The sequence below is a fragment of the Aquitalea sp. ASV11 genome (assembly GCF_016429185.1).
Classification (GTDB): domain Bacteria; phylum Pseudomonadota; class Gammaproteobacteria; order Burkholderiales; family Chromobacteriaceae; genus Aquitalea; species Aquitalea pelogenes.
The window spans coordinates 1-21,360 of sequence record NZ_JAELUD010000011.1 but is presented as its reverse complement, the minus strand read 5'-3'; the positions used below and the strand labels follow the sequence as shown (position 1 = coordinate 21,360).

Here is a 21,360-nt window from a genome sequence, read left to right as displayed (position 1 = left end):
TGCCAAGTCCGGGGGCGTTTTGCTTGACTGTATGTCTAATGGCCGCGGTTGGCGCAGCGGATGATGGCAAGGTCGTCGTGCTGGCGCAGGCAGTAGCGCAGGTCAAGCCGGGGGCCGGGCAGGCGCATGTGGCCTTGGCCTGCTTTGGCTTCCGGTGACGATGCCGGTGCCGCCGTGGCAGCAGCAGGGGCTGGTGCTGTGCTGGCCGGAGGCATGCTTGCGGCCGGGCTTGTTGCCTTGCTGGCCTGCTGCTCGGCCGCTGGCGGCATGGCAGGCGCAGCTTCCGGCGCTGGTGTACCTGGTGCGGGCCTGTTGTTCATACCCGACATGAGGCCCGGCAGGTTCAGTGGCTGGCCATTGGCTTTTACCCCGTTGCGATCGATCAGCAGGCTGCTGCTGATGACCTTGCCATCGTTCTTGATCAGCCCCTGCGTTTGCCATTGGGTCAGCATCATCTCGGCTTGTGCCTTGGCCTGGCTGGAAGGGGCCAGGGCGTCGAGCAGGCTGCGCTCGACCGCCAGGCTGGCTTTCAGCGTGCTGCGCTGCTGGCCTTGTGCAGCAAGCCAGGGCAGGGTGATGTCGGCGGCCTTGACCCCGCTGCCATCAAAGCCGATGGAGAAACTGCCCTGGATAGTGCCCTTGGGCATGTGCAGCGACAGGCGTTGCAGATTGAAGGACGGGGATTGTGCCAGGAAGGCGCCCATGTGCTTGTAGACCAGCGCCATGGATGCCTGCTGCATGGCGGCGGGATTGTTGCGCAGGTCGGCACGGCTGGCCAGTGCCATGGTGTCGGCTTGCCAGGCAAGCAAGGCCTGCTTGTTGAGGTTGGTGTAGCTGAAGTCGAGGTCGATATTGTCCTGCTCCTGCGCGGGCAGGCCGGGAGGGGATAGCTTGAGGCTGTCCAGATGAGTCAGGTAGCTGATGTCGAAATTGCCACCCTTGTCATCCAGTTTGATCTCCATGCGGCTTGGGCCCACCTGGGCCAGCGGCGTGGCACCAGCCTGCAGGCTGGCACCGCCCAGTTGCTGCTTCATTTGTGAGGCCCATGCGGCATCGGGCTGATTGAAAGCGCTCACCTGGCCATTGAGCTTGAGATCATTCATGCGCAGGACCAGACCATTATTGCCACTGTTGGCGGCGAGGAAGCTGAAGGTGGGCAGTGTGAAGTCGTAGCTTACCGGCTCGCCTTCTTTGGTGTGGGCCTTGCCTTCGATGCTGAAGGTGAAGGTACCGGCCGCCGTGTTGACGATGACGTCATGGCCGGCAAGATGGCTTTCATTGCTGCCATCAGTCTTGCGGATGCTTTCCAGCATCAGCGGCAGGGGAAGGCCTGGTTTGCCTTGTTCATCCACTGGCGTGAAGCTGATATCGGTGCGGGACCAGCGGATGAAAGGCAGCGGCAACTGCTTGATCTTGTAGTCCAGCTGAATCACCTGTACCTGGCTGCCGATGGGCAGCTTCAGTTGCACCTTGGCGGTGGAGGTGAACCAGCCGCGGTCGAACTGTTGCAGGCTGAGCATGGAACCGCCAGCCTTGTCAGCCATCGTGGCAAAGTCACTGCGCATTTTTTCCTCATAGCGCATGCCGACAATGCCGGGGGCAATGGCACACCATCCCGCCACCGCGAGGCCTACTAGCGCTGCGCTTATCTTGATTGCCTTCATTGCATCTCCCTGTGGCGCTGAATGACATACGCCTATCGCTGACATGCTTGCCAGACTAGCAGGGGAAAGAGGGCTGCACCAGCCCGGTTTTGCTCTGAGGGCAGGCGATGGCAGGGGAAAATCCGGGTGTCCATGCCCTGGCATTCCGGGCAAAATGGAGCGCTTGTTGCCTGACAATCCCCAGCCGATTCATCTTGGAGCCGTTCATGTTTCATTTTTCGCAGCCTTTACCACTACCCCTGCTGGCACTGATTGCCGCAGCCGGCCTGTATGCCGGCATCCAGAATGCGCTGGCGGGAGGCGGCTCCTTCATTACCTTTCCCGCCTTGCTGCTGGCCGGGCTCAACCCGCTGGCGGCCAATATGAGCAGCACCATTGCGCTGTTTCCCAGCCAGATCACCTCGGCGCTGGCCGGGCGCAAGCTGGTGGGCGGCGTGGGGCCGGTACCGTTTCGTCATCTGTTTGTGGTCAGCCTGATTGGCGGGGTGCTGGGGGCCTTGCTGCTGCTGTCCACCCCGGTCAGCATCTTTACCCGGCTGGTGCCGTGGCTAGTGCTGTTTGCCACCAGCGTGTTTGCCTGGGGCAGTTTCCGCCGCAAGCCGGTGGTGGACCCAGACGCCCCGCCACGGCATTTGCCCACCCCGCTGTTGTTGCTGATTCAGGGTGCAATTGCGGTGTATGGCGGTTATTTTGGTGGCGGTATCGGTTTCCTGATGCTGGCGGCGCTCACCATTGCCGGCCAGCAGGTGCGTATGGCCACGGCTACCAAAAATGCACTGGCCATGACCATGAATGCATCGGCAGTGGCCATTTTCGCCATGTCGCCACAAATCAACTGGGCTGCGGTGCTGGCCTTGGGGGCTGGCGGCATTGCCGGCGGCGTGGTGGGCGGCTGGCTGATGCACCGCCTGCCGGAGCGCCAGTTGCGCGCCTTTGTGGTGGTGGTGGGAACCGCACTGACAATATGGCTGTTTATCCGCTAAGGCTGGAGTATGCTGGCGACTTCTGTCCCCGCCAGCCTGTTACGGCCTGTCACCTGGCTGGCGGAAGGTTTCTGTTTTCATAATCTGATGGATGATCTGTAATGAAAAAAATCCTGTGTGCGTCCCTGTTTGCCGCTTTTGCCAGCCATGCCATGGCTGCTGACCTGCTGGATACCGTCAAGCAGCGTGGTACCCTGAAAATTGCCGTGGAAGGCACTTATCCGCCGTTTACCTTCAAGGATGCCCAGCAGAACCTGACTGGTTTTGATGTGGAAGTAGCTACCGAAGTGGCCAAGCGCCTGAAGGTGAAGCCGGAATTCACCACCGGCGAATGGAGCGGTCTGCTGGCTGGCCTGCAGGCAGGCAAGTTTGACGTGGTGGTCAACCAGGTGGGCATTACCGACAAGCGCAAGGAAACCTTCGACTTTTCCCAGCCTTACACCTTCTCCAGTGCCCAGCTGATCGTCCGCAAGAACGAGACGCGCGTATTCAAGTCGCTGGACGACCTGAAAGGCAAGAAAGTGGGCGTGGGCCAGGGCAGCAACTACGCTGACATGGTCAAGGCAGTGAACGGTATCGAGGTGAAGGTATACCCGTCTGCGCCGGAAAACCTGCAAGACCTGGCCTCCGGCCGGATTGACGCGGCACTCAACGACAGCCTGCTGATTCCGTTTGCCATCAAGCAAGCCAAGCTGCCCTTGAAGGCTGGTCATCCGGTAGGTGATGTCACCACCATGGGCATTCCGTTTGCCAAGAACAACCCCAAGTTCAAGCAGGCGGTGGACAAGGCATTGAATGATATGAAGGCTGATGGCAGCTTCAAGAAGATTTCGGTGAAGTGGTTCGGTATCGACGTGTCCAAGGCACCGACTGCCGCCAAGTAAGCGGCTCTGGCCCTTTGCGGCCATCGTGTTTTGCCTTCAGTACCATTAGAATGTGCTGATTGCTGCGCCCCTGCCAGTCAGGGGCGCAGGTGTTTCTGAATGGGGATAAAAACATGGAGTGGGCAGATCTGATTGCGGCGGCCCTGCCGGTGATGCTGAAAGGGGCGCTGTACACGCTGATGTTTGCCGTGGTGGCCATGGTGCTGGGCTTGCTGCTGGGCTTCGTGGTGGCCTTGCTGCGGGTGGGCAAGGTGCCGGTGCTATCGCAGCTGGTGGCTTTTTACGTCAGCGCCATGCGCGGCACCCCCCTGCTGGTGCAGATTTTTGTCATCTATTACGGCTTGCCCGGCATCGGTATCGAACTGGACCCGGTACCGGCAGGCATCATCGCCCTGACCTTGAATGTGGCGGCTTATCTGTCGGAAAGCCTGCGTGGCGGCATTGCCGGGGTGGAGCGTGGCCAGTGGGACGCCGGGCTGTCGCTGGGTTTCAGCTGGTGGCAGACCATGCGCTACATCGTTGCACCGCAGGCTTTGCGCCTGTCCGTGCCCAGCCTGTCCAATTCGCTGATCAGCCTGATCAAGGACACCTCGCTGGTGTCGGTCATTACCGTCACCGAGCTGATGCTGGCCACCAAGGAAGTGATTGCCCAGACCTTTCAGCCGCTGCCGCTCTATCTGGGTGCTGCGGCCTTGTACTGGGTGATGAGTGCCAGCTTCGAGCGCCTGCAAAAGCGGGTGGAGCGCAAGCTGGACATGGCGCATCAGCGCTGAGTCAGCTGAAGGTCAATAAAAATCCCCGCTCATCGGCGGGGATTTTCATGACCACCCTGCAACTCAGGCGTGGCGGTACATGCTTTCTATCAAGGCCTGGCAGCGCTGGCTGATGACCTTGCGGCGCAGCTTGAGCGTGGGGGCCAGTTCGCCCGCGTCCACACACCAGGGCTTGTCCAGCAGGGCAAATTTCTTGATGTGCTCCCAACTGCCAAAGTGGCGGTTGAAGCGCTTGATCTCGCGTTCTATCAGTTCCACGATGCGCGGATGTAGCCGCATTTCACTATGGCTGGTATAGGTGATTCCCTGTTCCTGGCACCATTCCTGCAGCTTTTCATACAGCGGCACAATCAGCGCGGCAGCGAATTTCTGACCATCGCCCACCACCATGATCTGGTCGATATAGGCCGATTCCTTCAGCTTGTTTTCCAGTAACTGCGGCGCGATGTACTTGCCATTGCTGGTCTTGAACATTTCCTTCTTGCGGTCGGTAATGCGCAGATAACCCTGTTCCAGCATGCCGATGTCCCCGGTATGCAGCCAGCCCTGTCGCAGGGTTTTGGCAGTGAGTTCCGGCTCGCGGTAATAGCCCACCATCACATTGGGGCCGCGCACCAGGATTTCGCCATCTTCGGCCAGTTTCAGCTCCACCCCTTGCAGGGCGATGCCGACGCTGCCAATGCGTACCGCGTCTGGCGAGAAGGGATTGGCCGTAATCACCGGGGCGGCTTCCGTCATGCCATAGCCTTCGGCCACGGCAATGCCGCTGGCCCACAGCAAGCGGGCCAGACGCGGTTGCAAGGCAGCAGAGCCCACATTCACCCAGCGTAACTCGCCACCCATGGCTGCGCGCCATTTGCGGTATACCAGACGGTCGGCAATGGCATGCCGGATGGCGGCCAGACCGCGTGGCGGCTGGTTCGGTTCGTAGGCTTCGGCCCGAGCCAGTGCCCACAGATAGAAGCGGCGTTGCCAGCCCTTGAGCGTGGCAGCCCTGGCGTGCAGCTTTTCGTGCACTTTTTCCAGTACCCGTGGTACGGCGCTGAAGGTGTGTGGGCGGACTTCGGCCAGGCTGCCGGATAAGGCGTCGACGCTGGAAAAATACACGCCGCAGCCAGTCAGCAGGTAGTACAGCACGCCGGCGCGCTCGAAGATGTGCGACAGCGGTAAAAAGCTCAGCGCCCGGCACTGCCCTGCCGGCAGGCGGGTATGTGCTGCCGTGGCGGTGACGGTGCTGACCACATTGCGGTGGGACAGCATCACGCCCTTGGCGCGGCCGGTGGTGCCGGAGGTGTAGATGATGGTGAACACATCATCCGGCAGAATGCTGTTACGCAGCAGCGCCAGTTGCTGCAGCTTGCCCTGGCGTCCGGCATCGCGCAGCGTTGTCCAGCACGGCAGGCCGTCTAGCGGTTTGAGTCCATAGCAAGGGCAGGGGCGGCCAGCGAGCGCCTGTTCCAGCTTGCGTTGCAATGCACTGCTGCCGACGAAAGCCAGCTTGACCGCTGCATGCTCCAGGATATAGCGTGCATCTTCCAGCGTGCAGGTAGGGTAGAGCGGTACACTGATGGCGCCAATCTGTTGCAGGGCAAAGTCGACAATCACCCACTCGGGGCAGTTGTCGGCAGCAATGGCCACGGTATCGCCACGCTGAATGCCTTGTTGCAACAAACCCAGGCTGAGTGCATTGACAGCCTCCATCACGGTGCTGCTGCTCATGGACTGCCACTTTCCGTCGGCTTTGGCACTCAGGCAATCAGGCCGAGGCAGGGTTTCCAACTGGTGAAAGAGGATGTCAAAAGCGCGTTCTAGCTTCATTCGTACAAATGTTTGATTCAAGGACGGCGCAAATTAGCCCTATTCCCTTTCGGTGTAAAGAAAATTGCAGTCTGTTTTTGGGAATAATCAATAAATTGCCGGCAAAGTGCCGGTTTTAGTCATGATCATGCAGCCATTAATGCCATTGGTATTGCTGGGCCATCAGACGGTAAATGCCGCCTTGGCCAGGATGTCACAGGCTCAGGACCATCAGGAACAACAATGAAATTTGCTACCAAGACCATTCATTCCGGCTACGACAGCAGCCAGCACAGCAAGTCGGTGATGCCGCCCATTTATCAGACATCGGTGTTCGAGTTTGCTGAAGTAGGCGAGCAATTGCCGTTTTCTTATGCCCGCACCGGTACGCCCACCCGCGCAGCGCTGGAAACTTGCCTGGCCAGCCTGGAAAACGCCAGACATGGCCTGGCTTTTGCCAGTGGTATGGCCGCCATTGATGCCGTGCTGCGTGCCACGCTGAAACCGGGTGACGAAGTGATTGCCGTGGCCGACCTCTACGGTGGCGCTTACCGCTTGCTCACCAAGGTGATGGAACCGGCTGGTATCACGGTGACCTTTGTCGATCTGACCAACCCGGCCAATTTGCAACAAGCCATCAGCGCACGCACCAAGCTGCTGTGGCTGGAGTCGCCTACCAATCCGCTACTCAACCTGGTGGACATCACCGCCTTGTCTGCCATCGCGCACCAGCATGGCGCGGTAGTGGCGGTGGACAGCACCTTTGCCACGCCGTATCTGCAGAACCCCATCGACCTGGGCGCGGACATCGTGGTGCATTCCGCCACCAAATATCTGGGTGGCCATTCTGATGTACTGCTAGGCTTGGTGGCCGTCAGCGACGACAAGCTGTTTGCCGACATCAAGTTCATCCAGAACTCGGCCGGTGGCGTGCCGGGGCCGCAGGATTGCTTCCTCACTCTGCGCGGTATCAAGACCTTACATCTGCGCATGGACCGCCACTGCGACAATGCCGAACAAGTAGCGGCCTTCCTGCGCAACCATCCCAAGGTGGAAAAAGTATTCTTCCCCGGCTTTGCCGACCACGCCGGTCATGACATCGCCAAACAACAGATGCGTCGCTTTGGCGGCATCGTCACCATCTGGCTGAAAGAAGACACCCGCGCCGAAGCCAGCCGGGTGGCCAGCAAGCTGCAACTGTTTGCACTGGCCGAATCGCTGGGCGGGGTAGAGTCGCTGGTCAACCACAGTTACACCATGTCGCACGGTGGCATGCCGCCGGAACAGAAAGCCGCGCTGGGCATCCGTGAAGGCGGCCTGCGCCTGTCCATCGGCGTGGAAGATATCGAAGACATTCTGGCGGATCTGGCACAGGCACTGGCTGATTAAGCCGTCATGAGGTGAAACGGGCTGCGCGGCAAGCCGGGTCTGGCTTGTTGTGGCGGCCCTGATGCGGTAAATTACCTGAGTAAATTACTAAGGTATTGCTCATGAGCGCCCCCGCAGCAGAAAAATACACCACCCAGACCATTCTTTCCTTGCAGCACTGGAGTGAAAAGCTGTTCAGCTTTCGCCTGAGCCGCCCCGAATCCTGGCGTTTTGTCCCCGGCCAGTTTGCCCGGCTGGGCTTGCCGCTGGAAAACGGCGGCATGGTGTGGCGCGCTTATTCCATGACTTCCGCCAGTTGGGACGAGCATCTGGAGTTTTTCTCTATCGTGGTGCCGGATGGGCTGTTCACCTCGCGCCTGGCGCGTTTGCAGGTGGGGAATACCGTCCTGCTGGACAACAAGGCCAACGGTTTCTTCACCGTGGACCGCCTGCCCGATGGCGAAGACCTGTGGCTGCTGGCTACCGGTACGGGTCTGGCACCCTATCTGTCCATCCTGCAGCAGCCCGAGGTGTGGCAGCGTTTTGCCCATATCGTGCTGGTGCACTGTGTGCGGGATAGCAGCGAACTGGCCTACCGTGATGAGATTGAGGCGTTGCGCCAGCACCCCTTGTGGGCGGAGTGGGGCGACCGGTTGCGCTATGTGCCGGTGGTAACACGTCAGGCCGAGCCTGGCATGTTGCAGCAACGCATTCCGGCTTTGCTGGAAAGCGGCAAGCTGGCCGAGGCTGCCGGCCTGCCGCTGACAGTGGAGCGTTCGCGCTTCATGATCTGTGGCAATCCGGCCATGGTGGAGGACACCCACCGCCAGCTGATGAAAATGGGCTTCCGCCTGAGCCGGCTGAGCGCTCCTGGCCATCTGGTGCTGGAAAACGGCTGGTAAGCCAAAACAAAAAAGCCCCACTGGAGTGGGGCTTTTGACTGGGTGGCTGGCGTTTATTTGACGCAATCCACACAGTACACCTTGCGGCCTTCCACATCGGTGGCCACCAGACCGTGCACGTCGGTCTCGAAGCCCGGCAGTTCGCGGTTGAAGGCCTGGGCAAAGCGCAGGTAGTCGACGATGGTCTTGTTGAAGCGCTCGCCCGGAATCAGCAGCGGGATGCCCGGCGGATACGGGGTCAGCAGCACGGCGGTGACGCGGCCTTCCAGCTGGTCTACCGGCACGCGTTCGATTTCGCGGTGCGCCATCTTGGCAAAGGCATCGGCCGGACGCATGGCCGGCTCCATCTCGGACAGATAGATCTCGGTGGTCAGGCGGGCGATGTCGTGCTTGGTGTACAAGGCGTGAATGCGCTGGCACAGGTCGCGCAGGCCCACGCGCTCGTACTGCGGGTAGCGCGAGACAAAGTCCGGCATGGCGCGCCACAGCGGCTGGTTCTTGTCGAAGTCATCCTTGAACTGCTGCAGCAGCGAAATCAGCGTGTTCCAGCGGCCCTTGGTAATGCCGATGGTGAACATGATGAAGAAGCTGTACAGGCCGGTTTTTTCCACCACCACACCGTGTTCGGTCAGGTACTTGGTGACGATGGCGGCCGGGATGCCCATTTCTTCGAAGCTGCCGTCCACGTCCAGGCCCGGAGTCAGTACGGTGGCCTTGATCGGGTCCAGCAGGTTGAAGCCTTCTTCGATACCGGCAAAACCGTGCCAGTGCGCGCCGGGTTTCAGTTCCCAGTCCACCGGGTCGCAGATGCCGTCGTCGGACAGCTCGTCCGGGCCCCACACGCTGAACCACCAGTCGTTGCCGTATTCCTCGTCCACCTTGCGCATGGCGCGACGGAAGTCCAGTGCTTCCACCAGCGATTCTTCCACCAGTGCCTGGCCGCCCGGCTGTTCCATCATGGCGGCTGCCACGTCGCAGCTGGCAATAATGGAATATTGCGGGCTGGTGGAGGTGTGCATCAGATAGGCCTCGTTGAACCAGGCGGTATCCAGCTGACGGTTTTGCGGGTCCTGCACCAGAATCTGCGAAGCCTGGCTGATGCCGGCCAGCAGCTTGTGGGTGGACTGGGTGGAGAAGATCAGGCTGTCCTTGCAACGCGGACGGCCTTCACCAATGGCGTGGAAGTCGCCATAGAAGTCGTGGAAGCTGGCATGCGGCAGCCAGGCTTCGTCAAAGTGCAGCGTGTCCACTTCGCCATCCAGCAGGCCCTTGATCTCTTCCACGTTGTACAGGATGCCATCGTAGGTGGATTGGGTGATGGTGAGGATGCGCGGCTTGAGCTTGGGGTTCTTTTCCAGCGCTTCGCGGGCAAAGGGGTTGGCCAGAATCTTCTTCTTGATGCTGTCCAGCTGGAATTCCGACTTCGGAATCGGGCCGATGATGCCGTAGTGGTTGCGCGTGGGCATCAGGAAAACCGGAATGGCTCCGGTCATCATGATGGCGTGCAGGTTGGACTTGTGACAGTTGCGGTCCACCAGCACGATGTCACCCGCTGCCACGCAGCTGTGCCACACAATCTTGTTGGACGTAGAGGTACCGTTGGTGACGAAGAACAGGTGGTCGGCATTGAAGATGCGCGCGGCATTGCGTTCCGACGCGGCAATCGGGCCGGTGTGGTCCAGCAGCTGGCCCAGTTCGTCCACCGCATTGCATACGTCGGCGCGCAGCATGTTTTCACCAAAAAACTGGTGGAACATCTGGCCCACCGGGCTCTTCAGGAAGGCCACGCCACCGGAGTGGCCGGGGCAGTGCCAGGAATAGGAGCCATCGTGGGCATAGTCCACCAGCGCGCGGAAAAACGGCGGGGCCAGGCTGTCCAGATAGCTCTTGGATTCGCGGATGATGTGGCGCGCCACGAATTCCGGCGTGTCCTCGTGCATGTGGATGAAACCATGCAGCTCGCGCAGGATGTCATTGGGAATATGGCGCGCGGTACGGGTTTCGCCGTACAGGTAGACCGGAATGTCCGGGTTGCGGCGGCGGATTTCCGCCACAAAACTGTACAACTGGCCCAGGGCGTTTTCCGATGCGTCGTCGGTCTGGAACTCTTCGTCGTCGATGGACAGGATGAAACCGGCTGCCCGGCTTTGCTGCTGGGCAAAGGAGGTGAGGTCACCATAGCTGGTGTAACCAATCACGCTCATGCCTTCGGCCTCCATGGCTGCTGCCAGTTCGCGGATGCCGGAGCCGCTGGTGTTTTCCGAGCGGAAGTCCTCGTCGATGATGACGATGGGGAAGTGAAAACGCATACCTGAGTCCTTGTCGGTCAAAACTCGGACACCACAGCCGGGGATGGCCATTCAGGAAGGCAGCCCTTGCCATGGGCAAGGACACTACCGTGCACCTGTAACGCCTGTCGGCCCGCAGCTTGCTGCAGTGTCACTCGGTGCGCGTTGGGGCGCAGTCGCCGGGTTGGCGAGGCTGGCCTTGAGGCGCGTAAATGTTACTGGGCGCGCATGAAAACCGGGGTCATTCCTGCAGGCTGACGTGGAGTGGCCGCAGATCCCCGGCTTCCTTAGGGAGCACGATGAGCGTGCGTCCTTCACGTCGGCCGGCTTGGAGAACATCCCAAGAAAGCGCGCATTGTAGTCCTTTTACCGTGCTTGTGTTGCAAGGCAATATCAGAGAGTGAAAATATTCTGCAGGTTTGATCAAATATCATGCTGGAATCCTTGTCTGGCAAGGCTTTCAGCGGGATGAAGCGGGCTTAAAGGATTGTTTTAAGACGGTTTAGCCCGCTGGCGGGACTGGCGGTTTGAGATTATTTTTACTCTCGGCCAACTGTTGTTTTTTTTCATTGCGCCGCCGATACAGGCCCAGCGCCTTCAATACGATGGCGCCACCGCTCAGGGTGAGCAGGAAAACCAGTGGGCCGGCCACCAGCCAGGGAAACAGGGCGGCCAGTACGGCAAAGCCCAGCAGGCTCAGGCCGATGGTGAGAAAGGCGGTGGCTTCGCTGCTGTCTATGCTGCGGGTACCGCGCACCACGGCTCCCAGTGCATCGCCAATGCGCGCGGCCTGCCGCGCGGCAGCACTGGCCCCACTGCGCGCTGCATGCCCGGCACTGGGAAACAGGAAGGAGGCTTGCTGGCGCTGGCGCGGGTGGGTCAACACCGGTGTGCGCTTGTGACCGCTGAGCACCACTTCGGTGGATTGTTCCAGATCCTGCAAAAAGCGGGCGGCCAGTTCGCCAGCCACGCATTCGTCCTCGATGGCGACATCGATTTCGCGATTGGCCAGCCAGCTGGAAATGTTCAGGTTGGTCGAACCGATACGCGCCCAGCGGCCATCCGCCACGGCCGTTTTGGCATGAATCATCGGGCCGTTCCACTCGAATACCCGCACGCCGGATTCCAGCAGTGGCCGGTACATGGTGCGCGACACGGTGGCAATCCAGCGGATGTCGCTGGAGCGGGGCACCAGCAGCCGCACATCCACGCCATCACGCGCCGCCTGTTTCAGCGCGGACAGATAGGTGCTGGTGCCCATGAAATAGGCATCGGTCAGCCACAGGGTGCGGCGGGCAAAGCTGGCAATCAGCAAATCCAGCCGCATCATGTGGGCGGTGGACGGGGTGGTGGCAATCAGGCGGGCGGCAATGGTGCCGCAGTCCGGGATCGGGGTGGGAAAATCCAGCCAGTGCGCGTCCAGCGCCGGGCCGCAACTGGCCCAGCTGTCAGCAAACGCTGCCATGGCCTCGCTCAGCAGCGGGCCACGCAAGGACAGGCCGGTGTCGCGCCACGGGGCAATGCCGTCTTGCGGCCGGCCTTCCCAGCTGGAACTGATGCACAAGCCGGAAATGAAGGCCTCCTGCCGGTCCACCACGATCAGCTTGCGATGATTGCGCCCCAGCAGGCTCAGGCCGCCAGTCAGCGTGGGAGGATTGTAGGCCCGCACCTCGACCCCGGCGGCCAGCAGCGGGCGGAAAAAGCCGGTGAGCCATGGCCGCCAGCTGCCCAGCCAGTCATAAAGCAGGCATACCTTGACGCCAGCCGCGGCCTTGTCGGCCAGCAACTGGCGGATTTCACGGCCAAACGCGTCGTTGGCCACGATATACATCTCGATGAACACCGACTCTTCTGCTGCGGCAATGGCCTGTTTCCAGGCCGGAAAGTTGTCCGTACTGTCGTACAGCAGCCTGACCTGATTGCCGGCAATCAGCGGTGCTCCGGCCGAACGCGAGAAGGCCTGGTCGGCCAGCTGGCGCACGAAATCCTGAGCGGGGGCTGTAGTGCTGTCGCTACGCATGGTGAGTGATGTATGTTGTCCTACAATATTCATTAATTGGCGGTTTTGGCCATTTTGGATTTGCCAGTCGTGCACCAGAATGGGTCGTAATTTTGAATATGGGTGTCACAAAACTGGAAGAAAAATGGACTTTTTTTACGGGTTTTCCCTGATTTTTTTGGCGAAAATTTAAATCAAGTCTTTGAAAAATAAAGGTTATTGCGTTGCGAGAAAATTGGCAATAACTGGTTGCAAGGTCAAGCAAGTTGCCCTTAGAATCAATTCATTCGATTCACAATTATAAGCAGGACAGAGCAATGGACAGACAGCGCTGGTTGCAGGGTACCCTGTACCACCCGGATTTCGAGCAGGACAGCTGCGGATTCGGCCTTATCACCCAACTGGACGACAAACCCAGCCACTGGCTGGTGGAAACCGCCATCTCCTCGCTGGCCAAACTGACACACCGTGGAGCGGTGGCGGCAGACGGCAAGTCGGGCGACGGCTGTGGCTTGCTGTTTCGCAAGCCGGACGGTTTCCTGCGTGAAGTAGCCGCCGAGGCCGACATCGCGCTGAAGGCAGTGTACGCCGCAGGTCTGGTATTCCACCACCCCGACAGTGAAATCGGTGCACGCAGCTTGCGTCGCCTCAAGGAATTCCTGGAAGCCCAGCAACTGGAAGTCGCCGGTTTCCGCGTGGTGCCGACCGATGTCAGCGCCTGTGGCGAAGCAGCACTGGCCAGCCTGCCTGCCATTTCCCAGGTCTTCGTGAACTGTCCTTTCGGTATGGACGAGCTGACTTTCCAGCGTCGTCTGTACATGGGCCGTCGTCAGGCCGAAAAAGCCAACAAGGTGGACGATCCGTCCTTCTACCTGCCCACGCTGTCGCCGCACACCCTGTCCTACAAAGGCCTGGTGACCCCGGAAAACCTGCCCAAGTTCTTCCTGGACCTGAACGACCCGCGTTTTGAATCCAGCCTGGCGGTATTCCACCAGCGCTTCTCCACCAATACCTGGCCGCAATGGAAGCTGGCACAGCCGTTCCGCTTCCTGGCGCACAACGGTGAAATCAACACCGTGCAGGGTAACCGTTACTGGGCACGTGCCCGCGAGCGCATCATGGCCTCGCCGCACCTCGACATGGACGCCGTGCGCCCTATCGTGCAGACCGACGGTTCGGACTCCATGAGCCTGGACAATATGCTGGAAGGCCTGCTGATGGGCGGCATTCCGCTGTTCCGTGCGCTGCGCCTGCTGGTGCCGCCGGCCTGGCAGAACGTGGACTCCACCGACAAGGACCTGCGCGCCTTCTACGAATACAACTCCATGCACATGGAGCCGTGGGACGGCCCGGCCGGCATCGTGCTGACCGATGGCCGCTACGCCGCCTGTATGCTGGACCGCAACGGCCTGCGCCCGGCGCGCTGGGTGCTGACCCGCGACAATATCCTGACCATCGCCTCCGAAGTGGGCGTGTGGGACTACAAGCCGGAAGATGTCGTCCGCAAGGGCCGCGTGAAGCCGGGCCAGCTGTTTGCTGCCGACCTGGCTACCGGCGAGCTGCTGATGCCGGAAGACATCGACGCCATGCTCAAGAGCGCCAAGCCGTATCGCCAGTGGATCAAGGACAGCGCCAAGTATCTGGAACTGTCGATCGAGGACGATGCCGGCATCGAGGCGGTGAGCAAGGAAGAACTGTCCCGTCTGCAAAAGCTGTACAACTTCAGCTTTGAAGAGCGTGACCAGATTCTGCGCGTACTGGCCGAAGACGGCCAGGAAGCCGTCGGCTCCATGGGTGATGACACCCCGATGGCGGTGCTCAGCCAGAAAGTGCGCTCGCCGTTTGACTACCTGCGCCAGCAATTTGCCCAGGTGACCAACCCGCCGATCGACCCCATCCGCGAAGCGGTGGTGATGTCGCTCAACAGCGTGTTTGGCCCGGAACGCAATATGTTTGAAGAGAGCGCCGAGCACGCCAAGCGTCTGGAAGTGCGCTCGCCGGTGCTGTCGCACGAAAAATTCGTGCGCGTTACTACCCGTCCGGAACCGTATCTGAAGGCTACCACCTTCGACCTGTGCTACGACCCGAACGAAAGCTCGCTCAAGCAAGCCATTGAAAAGCTGTGCCAGTACGTGATCGAAGCCGTCAACGAAGGCACGGTGATCGTGGTGCTGTCCGACCGCATCATCACCCAGGGCCGTCTGCCTATCCATGCGCTGTTTGCCACCGGTGCGGTACACCATGCGCTGATTGAAAGCGGTCTGCGCTGCAAGACCAACATCCTGCTGGAAACCGGCACTGTGCGCGACGCGCACCAGATGGCCTGTGTCATCGGTTATGGTGCCACCGCGGTTTATCCTTACCTGGCTTACCAGAGCATCATCGATCTGGTGAACAGCGGCGTGGTCAACTGCAAGATCAACGAAGCACTGCAGCACTACCGCAAGGGCATCAACAAGGGCCTGCTCAAAGTGCTGTCCAAGATGGGTATTTCCACCATCGCCTCCTATCGCGGCGCCCAGCTGTTTGAAGCCGTGGGCATCCACAAGGACGTGGTGGACCTGTGCCTGAAGGGCACCGTGTCGCGCGTATCCGGTGCCAGCTTCGAGGACTTCGAGGACGACCAGCAACAACTGCTGCGTTTTGCCTTCAACCCGATGCGCCCGATTTCGCAGGGCGGCTTGCTCAAGTACGTGCACGGCGAGGAATACCACGCCTACAACCCGGACGTGGTGCAGCTGCTGCAAAAAGCGGTACAAAACGACGACTACCAGGCCTACCAGCAATACGCCGACACGGTCAACACCCGTCCGGTGGCCATGCTGCGCGACCTGATGAAGGTGAAACTGGCCGAGCAGCCGATCTCCATCGATGAAGTCGAGCCGATCGAAGCCATTCTCAAGCGTTTTGACTCCGCCGGCATGTCGCTGGGTGCGCTGTCGCCGGAAGCCCACGAGGCACTGGCAACCGCCATGAACCGTCTGGGTGGCCGTTCCAACTCCGGTGAGGGTGGCGAAGATGCATCGCGCTACGGCACCGAGCGCATGTCCAAGATCAAGCAGGTGGCCTCCGGCCGCTTTGGTGTCACCCCGCATTACCTGGTGAATGCCGAAGTGCTGCAGATCAAGGTGGCCCAGGGCGCCAAGCCGGGCGAGGGCGGCCAGCTACCGGGCGACAAGGTGACCGGCCTGATTGCCCGCCTGCGTCACGCCAAGGAAGGCATCAGCCTGATTTCGCCGCCGCCGCACCACGATATTTACTCCATCGAAGACCTGGCCCAGCTGATCTTCGACCTGAAGCAGGTCAACCCGACCGCGCTGGTATCGGTGAAGCTGGTGGCCGAGCCGGGCGTGGGCACCATTGCCGCCGGTGTGGCCAAGGCCTATGCCGACCTGATTACCATCTCCGGTTACGACGGTGGTACCGGTGCCTCGCCGCTGACTTCGGTGAAGTACGCTGGCTCGCCGTGGGAACTTGGCCTGTCCGAAGCCCAGCAAGTACTGCGTGCCAACGGCCTGCGCGGCCGGGTACGGGTGCAGACCGACGGTGGCCTGAAAACCGGCCTGGACGTGATCAAGGCCGCCATCCTCGGTGCGGAAAGCTTCGGCTTTGGTACCGGCCCGATGGTGGCGCTGGGCTGTAAATACCTGCGTATCTGCCACCTGAACAACTGCGCCACCGGCGTGGCTACCCAGGAAATCAAGCTGCGCTCCAAGTACTTCCTCGGCCTGCCGGAAATGGTGATGAACTACTTCCTGTTCATTGCCCGTGAAACCCGCGAATGGATGGCCAAGCTGGGCGTACGCAGCATGGAAGAGCTGATCGGCCGCATGGACCTGATGGAATTGCTGGAAGGCGAAACCACCAAGCAAGGCAAGCTGGACCTGTCGCCGCTGCTGTCGCAAGGCACGGTGCCGGACGATGTGCCGCGCTTCTGCATCAGCGATAGCAACCCGTCCTTCGACAAGGGCGAGCTGGCCGAGCAGATCCTGGCCGATGCCCTGCCTGCCATCCATAACAAGCAGATGCTGGAACTGTCCTACCCGATCGAGAACATCCACCGTTCCATCGGTGCCCGCCTGTCCGGCGAAATCGCCCGTGTACATGGTGCGGCTGGTCTGCCGTTTGGCTGTCTCAAGGTCAAGTTCACCGGCAGCGCCGGTCAGAGCTTTGGCGTGTGGAACGCGCCTGGCCTGCACCTGGAACTGGAAGGCGATGCCAACGACTACGTGGGCAAGGGCATGGCCGGTGGCCGCGTCACCATCTACCCGCCGAAGAATGCGGCGTATGAAAGCGGCGAAGCCATCATCATCGGTAACACCTGCCTGTACGGTGCCACCGGTGGCCAGCTGTTTGCCGCCGGTGTGGCCGGCGAGCGTTTCGGCGTGCGTAACTCCGGCGCGCTGGCGGTTATCGAAGGTGCGGGCGACCACTGCTGCGAATACATGACCGGCGGTACCGTCATCGTGCTGGGCGAAACCGGCTACAACTTCGGTGCCGGCATGACCGGTGGCTTCGCCTTCGTCTACGACCCGGGCGAGCGCTTTGCCTACCGCTACAACAATGAACTGGTCGACATTCACCTGATCAACGGCGAAGCAATGGGCATGTACCGTGCCTTCCTGCTGGAGAAGATTGCCAAGCATGTCGAGCTGACCGGCTCCGAAACCGGCCGCGCCATGCTGCAAAACTTCGACGACTACGTGGACTACTTCTGGCTGGTGAAGCCGAAGGCCGCCACGTTGGACAGCCTGCTCAAGGATTGACGATCAAGGGCGGGGCGTGCTGCCCCGCCGCAACGGAAACAACAGGGCCTGCCGCCGTTTACAAGGCCGGGCCCGTAGTCAGGAAACGATCATGGGTGACGTATTCCAGTTCATGAAGCTCTCCCGCAACCCCGGTGAAAAAGTTGAAGCCGCGGTGCGCAAGATTGAGTTCAAGGAAATCTATCAACCGCTGCACAAGGTGGACGCCGCCGACCAGGCCGGGCGCTGCCTGTCCTGTGGCAACCCCTATTGCGAATGGGAATGCCCGGTACACAACTACATTCCCAACTGGCTGAAGCTGGTGACCGAAGGCAAGCTGTTCGAAGCGGCCGAAATGTCGCACAAGACCAACAGCCTGCCGGAAATCTGCGGCCGTGTATGCCCGCAAGACCGCCTGTGTGAAGGCTCCTGCACGCTGAACCAGGGTGGTTTCGGTGCCGTTACCATCGGTAGCATCGAAAAATACATCACCGACGAAGCCTATAAAGCTGGCTGGCGTCCGGACATGTCCAAGGTGATCTGGAGCGACAAGAAAGTCGCCGTCATCGGTGCCGGCCCGGCAGGCCTTGCCTGTGCCGACGTGCTGGTACGCAACGGCGTGAAGCCGGTGGTATACGACCGCTACGAAGAAATCGGCGGCCTGCTCACCTTCGGCATCCCGGAATTCAAGCTGGAAAAGGCAGTCGTTCAGCGCCGCCGCGAAATCATGCAAGGCATGGGCGTGGAATTCGTGCTGAACACCGAAATCGGCAAGGACATCGAAATCGAAGCCCTGCTGGAACAGTACGACGCCGTATTCATGGGCATGGGAGCCTACAAGTACATGAAGGGCGGCTTTGCCGGTGAAGACCTGCCGGGCGTGCTGGAAGCACTGCCGTATCTGGTCAACAACGTGCGTCAGTGCATGGAAACCCTGCCCGCAGGCGAACCAGCCATCTCCATGGCCGGCAAGCGTGTGGTGGTGCTGGGTGGTGGCGACACCGCCATGGACTGCAACCGCACCGCCATCCGTCAGGGTGCCAAGCGCGTGACTTGCGCTTACCGCCGTGACGAAGCAAACATGCCGGGCTCCAAGCGCGAAGTGGCCAATGCCAAGGAAGAAGGCGTGGAATTCCGCTGGAACAGCCAGCCTGTGGGCATCGAGCAACTGCCCAATGGCGCGCTGGCGGTGATCCTGGCCGAAACCCGCCTGGGTGAGCCGGATGCCAAAGGCCGTCGCAATGCCGAAATCGTACCGGGCAGCGAAGAGCGCATCGAGTGCGATCACGTCATCATCGCCTTCGGTTTCCAGGTGGAAGCAGCCAGCTGGTTTGACCGCGCCGGCATCAGCAGCCAGCCCAACGGCCGCACCATTGCCTCGGAAAAGTCCAGGTTCAAGTACCAGACCAGCCACGCCAAGATCTTCGCCGGCGGCGACCAGGTACGAGGCGCCGACCTGGTAGTCCGTGCCGTATTCGAAGGCCGTCAGGCGGCAGAAGGCATCCTGAGCTACCTGCAGGTGTGGTAAGCAGGGATTGCCTGATCGCATGTGTAAAGAAGCCCGCCGTCTGGCGGGCTTTTTCTTTACGCATGCGGTATGTGGCTGTACTCAAGGCAGCTGTTACAATGTGCCGTTTTTGATTTTGATTATGCAGACTGGTTTGCACACCATCTGCTCAGTCCGCACGCATTTTGGAATGTGGCTGCCTGCACACCGTGTGTACACGGCGAGATGCATGTCAGGCCATCATTGTTTGCCATGTATGAGGTATTCATGAGTCGTTTCCTGTCGATGAGCGACACGGCGGCCAGCAAAGGCTGGCACGCAAGAGCGGTACTGTTGCTGTCTTTCATCTATGTTGCCGTATGCAGCGTGGGGCATACGGTAGCGCTGCGCTATGCCTTGCAAGGCGGCCTGCTGTTGTTGGCACTTCCTTTGCTACAACGCAGTGTGCCCACCTTCCGGGCTGCCAGATATCCCATCATCCTGCTGGCCCTGTTCATGGCCTATGCCACCTTGCATACCTTGCTGTTATCACGCTGGCCAGCCATTTCCATGGCGGAACTGCGCAGCCAGCTGGGCATGGCTACCTTGTGGTTCTTTATCGGAATGGTTCTGTACCGGGTATGGCGCAAGTATTCCATCATTGATGTCGTGATTGCCGGTGGGGTAGCGCTGGCACTGGCCGAGTTCGGCCTTGAGGCCTACCAGTATCTCGCGACTGGTACCTGGCCTTATCGCGAAACATTTTCCACACCCACGTATCTTGAGTTCACCTTCCTGATCAACTTCGTGTTGGCCTTTGTCGTCGCCACCCTGTGTTTTGGTCATTGGGGCAGGCAAAGGGTCAGCCGCATCAGCAAACCATGGCTGCTGGCAATTCTTTCCTTGTTCGTGTTCGTTAGCCTGCATGCTGCTGCGCGCAACGGCATGATAGGCATGGTCTACCTCAGCTTTTCCATGCTGTTGTTATATTCCATTTTCCAGGGGGTGAAGCATGGCTGGGCCAAGCTATTGCTGATCTGGCTGGTCGTGATTGGTACGCTGAGTGGGCTGGTGGTATATGCCATCAAGAAAGATAGTCGCAATCTGGCGTTTACCGAGTCCGTAGCCGCTGGCTGGGATTACCAGCATCACCCTGCCTGGACGCAGATCGGCCCCTTGCCGCTGATGTCAAACGGCGAGCCTGTGGATGACTCGGCTTTCAAGCGTGTGGCCTGGATTCACAGTGGCCTGGACATGATTGCCAGCCATCCCCTTGGTTTTGGCTTCATGCGAGAAGTATTTGCCCAGACGGCCACCAGCATGGGCATCAAGAATAACCTGGGGCATGCGCATAGTGGCTTCATTGACCTGGGGCTGGCATTGGGTGTTCCCGGAATTGTGCTGTGGCTGCTGTTCTGCGCCAGCCTGTTTGTTACCGGATACAAGCGTTTCCGCTATCAGCAGGATGTACGCGGACTGATGCTGATGCTGATGGTGTGCGGCTTTCTGGGGCGCATGCTCAATGAGAGCATCTTCCGCGATCACATGCTGCAGTTATTGTTGTTTGTGGCGGGTGCCTTGCTGGCGGAGATGAATAACAACAGCACTAAACAAGTTGATGATTGAAACTTGACTGTCTGTGTATGAATCCAGCTTCCTGATCCATCTCCAACCTAAATACAATCGCAACTATTTTTTAATAGGTACGAAATTGTATTTGCTTGAATTAGGTCCGGATTCAATCTTGATTAGTTTCCAACGTTAGCTACCCAAGATTTCTAGCACAGACACATTGCCAAGAGAAAAACACTTTTTTCTACCAGAAGAAGATCTTCCCTCTCCGCTAAAACCTTTATCATACACGAAGAAATAATCCCGTTCTTTGCATAATGATGGTGTATTTAACTTGGTAAGTATACTCCCGGATCCTCAGATATTCTCTTTACCTGCTAGCGCTTTTTGGTCTCTACACCTTGGTGGTTACACCAGTAGTGCTTCACGCTGAAGTGATAGATGGTGTCACTTATATCTAATTAAAAAATTGATGAACTTTTCCAACGATCTTTAGAAGGGCGACGATGCTGCCATTGAAACCATTTCTATTTAGAATAGTTCTATTTTCTTGATACTTACGCCATGCATTTCTGATGGAGTTGTTACTCGCCCCACCTGTGCGCATCATGACAATAACTTCATTACTATAATGAGTTATTACACCCGGTATTGAGAATAATTTTAGAATACAGTCATAATCAGCACAGATTCTGTATTGCGTATCAAACCCACCAATTTGATTAAGAACTGAACGTCGGACATATAATGCTGTCTCTTATACACATCTCCGAGCCCACGAGACGAACGCAAAAAATAGGGGGGGGGGGGGGGGGGGGGGGGGGGGGGGGGGGGGGGGGGGGGGGGGGGGGGGGGGGGGGGGGGGGGGGGGGGGGGGGGGGGGGGGGGGGGGGGGGGGG

General features: G+C 59.5%; 12 protein-coding genes. 8 read left to right on the top strand and 4 right to left on the bottom strand.

The genetic code is table 11. From position 1 onward, the window contains the following. Window positions 1–35 precede the first annotated feature (35 nt). A complete protein-coding gene (locus JHD62_RS05730; RefSeq protein ID WP_199102120.1) occupies window positions 36–1,664 on the bottom strand; it encodes a DUF945 family protein in 1,629 nt (542 codons plus the stop codon). A 206-nt stretch (window positions 1,665–1,870) separates the two neighbouring features. Here JHD62_RS05730 and JHD62_RS05725 point away from each other — a divergent pair, with 206 nt between their 5' ends. The 3 genes from JHD62_RS05725 (at window position 1,871) to JHD62_RS05715 (ending at window position 4,304) form a co-directional block, all read left to right on the top strand. Then, window positions 1,871–2,647, top strand: coding sequence for a sulfite exporter TauE/SafE family protein (locus JHD62_RS05725; RefSeq protein WP_199102119.1), 777 nt, complete (start codon window positions 1,871–1,873; stop codon window positions 2,645–2,647). 101 nt (window positions 2,648–2,748) lie between these two features. After that, window positions 2,749–3,531 carry a transporter substrate-binding domain-containing protein gene (locus JHD62_RS05720; RefSeq protein WP_045846684.1) on the top strand — a complete coding sequence of 261 codons (783 nt, stop codon included), beginning with the start codon at window positions 2,749–2,751 and terminating at the stop codon, window positions 3,529–3,531. Window positions 3,532–3,644: 113 nt separating this feature from the next. Further along, on the top strand, window positions 3,645–4,304 hold the full coding sequence (locus tag JHD62_RS05715; RefSeq protein ID WP_062788883.1) for an amino acid ABC transporter permease: 660 nt from the start codon (window positions 3,645–3,647) through the stop codon (window positions 4,302–4,304). A 63-nt stretch (window positions 4,305–4,367) separates the two neighbouring features. Here the strand turns inward: JHD62_RS05715 and JHD62_RS05710 are convergent, their stop codons facing one another. Continuing rightward, on the bottom strand, window positions 4,368–6,023 hold the full coding sequence (locus JHD62_RS05710; protein ID WP_233160664.1) for a long-chain fatty acid--CoA ligase: 1,656 nt from the start codon (window positions 6,021–6,023) through the stop codon (window positions 4,368–4,370). A 321-nt stretch (window positions 6,024–6,344) separates the two neighbouring features. Between JHD62_RS05710 and JHD62_RS05705 the strand changes: the two genes are divergently transcribed. Both JHD62_RS05705 and JHD62_RS05700 read left to right on the top strand, forming a co-directional pair. Next, complete coding sequence (locus JHD62_RS05705; protein ID WP_199102117.1) at window positions 6,345–7,490, top strand: PLP-dependent aspartate aminotransferase family protein; 1,146 nt, start codon at window positions 6,345–6,347, stop codon at window positions 7,488–7,490. Between the two features lie 101 nt (window positions 7,491–7,591). Next, on the top strand, window positions 7,592–8,371 hold the full coding sequence (locus JHD62_RS05700) for a ferredoxin--NADP reductase (protein ID WP_199102116.1): 780 nt from the start codon (window positions 7,592–7,594) through the stop codon (window positions 8,369–8,371). 53 nt (window positions 8,372–8,424) lie between these two features. Here JHD62_RS05700 and JHD62_RS05695 read toward each other — a convergent pair whose 3' ends face one another. Next, window positions 8,425–10,680, bottom strand: coding sequence for an arginine/lysine/ornithine decarboxylase (locus tag JHD62_RS05695; protein WP_199102115.1), 2,256 nt, complete (start codon window positions 10,678–10,680; stop codon window positions 8,425–8,427). A 481-nt stretch (window positions 10,681–11,161) separates the two neighbouring features. Beyond that, window positions 11,162–12,679, bottom strand: coding sequence for a phosphatidylserine/phosphatidylglycerophosphate/cardiolipin synthase family protein (locus tag JHD62_RS05690; RefSeq protein WP_199102114.1), 1,518 nt, complete (start codon window positions 12,677–12,679; stop codon window positions 11,162–11,164). A 296-nt stretch (window positions 12,680–12,975) separates the two neighbouring features. On the opposite strand from JHD62_RS05690, the gene gltB reads away from it, so the two are divergent. The 3 genes from gltB to JHD62_RS05675 all read left to right on the top strand — a co-directional run bounded on the left by gltB (window position 12,976) and on the right by JHD62_RS05675 (window position 20,515). After that, a complete protein-coding gene (gene gltB, locus JHD62_RS05685) occupies window positions 12,976–17,424 on the top strand; it encodes a glutamate synthase large subunit (RefSeq protein WP_199102113.1) in 4,449 nt (1,482 codons plus the stop codon). 91 nt (window positions 17,425–17,515) lie between these two features. Further along, window positions 17,516–18,931, top strand: a complete 1,416-nt coding sequence (locus tag JHD62_RS05680) for an FAD-dependent oxidoreductase (RefSeq protein WP_045846674.1) — start codon at window positions 17,516–17,518, stop codon at window positions 18,929–18,931. Between the two features lie 246 nt (window positions 18,932–19,177). Beyond that, window positions 19,178–20,515: an O-antigen ligase gene (locus tag JHD62_RS05675; RefSeq protein WP_199102112.1), complete on the top strand. Its 1,338-nt coding sequence runs from the start codon at window positions 19,178–19,180 to the stop codon at window positions 20,513–20,515. Window positions 20,516–21,360 lie beyond the last annotated feature (845 nt).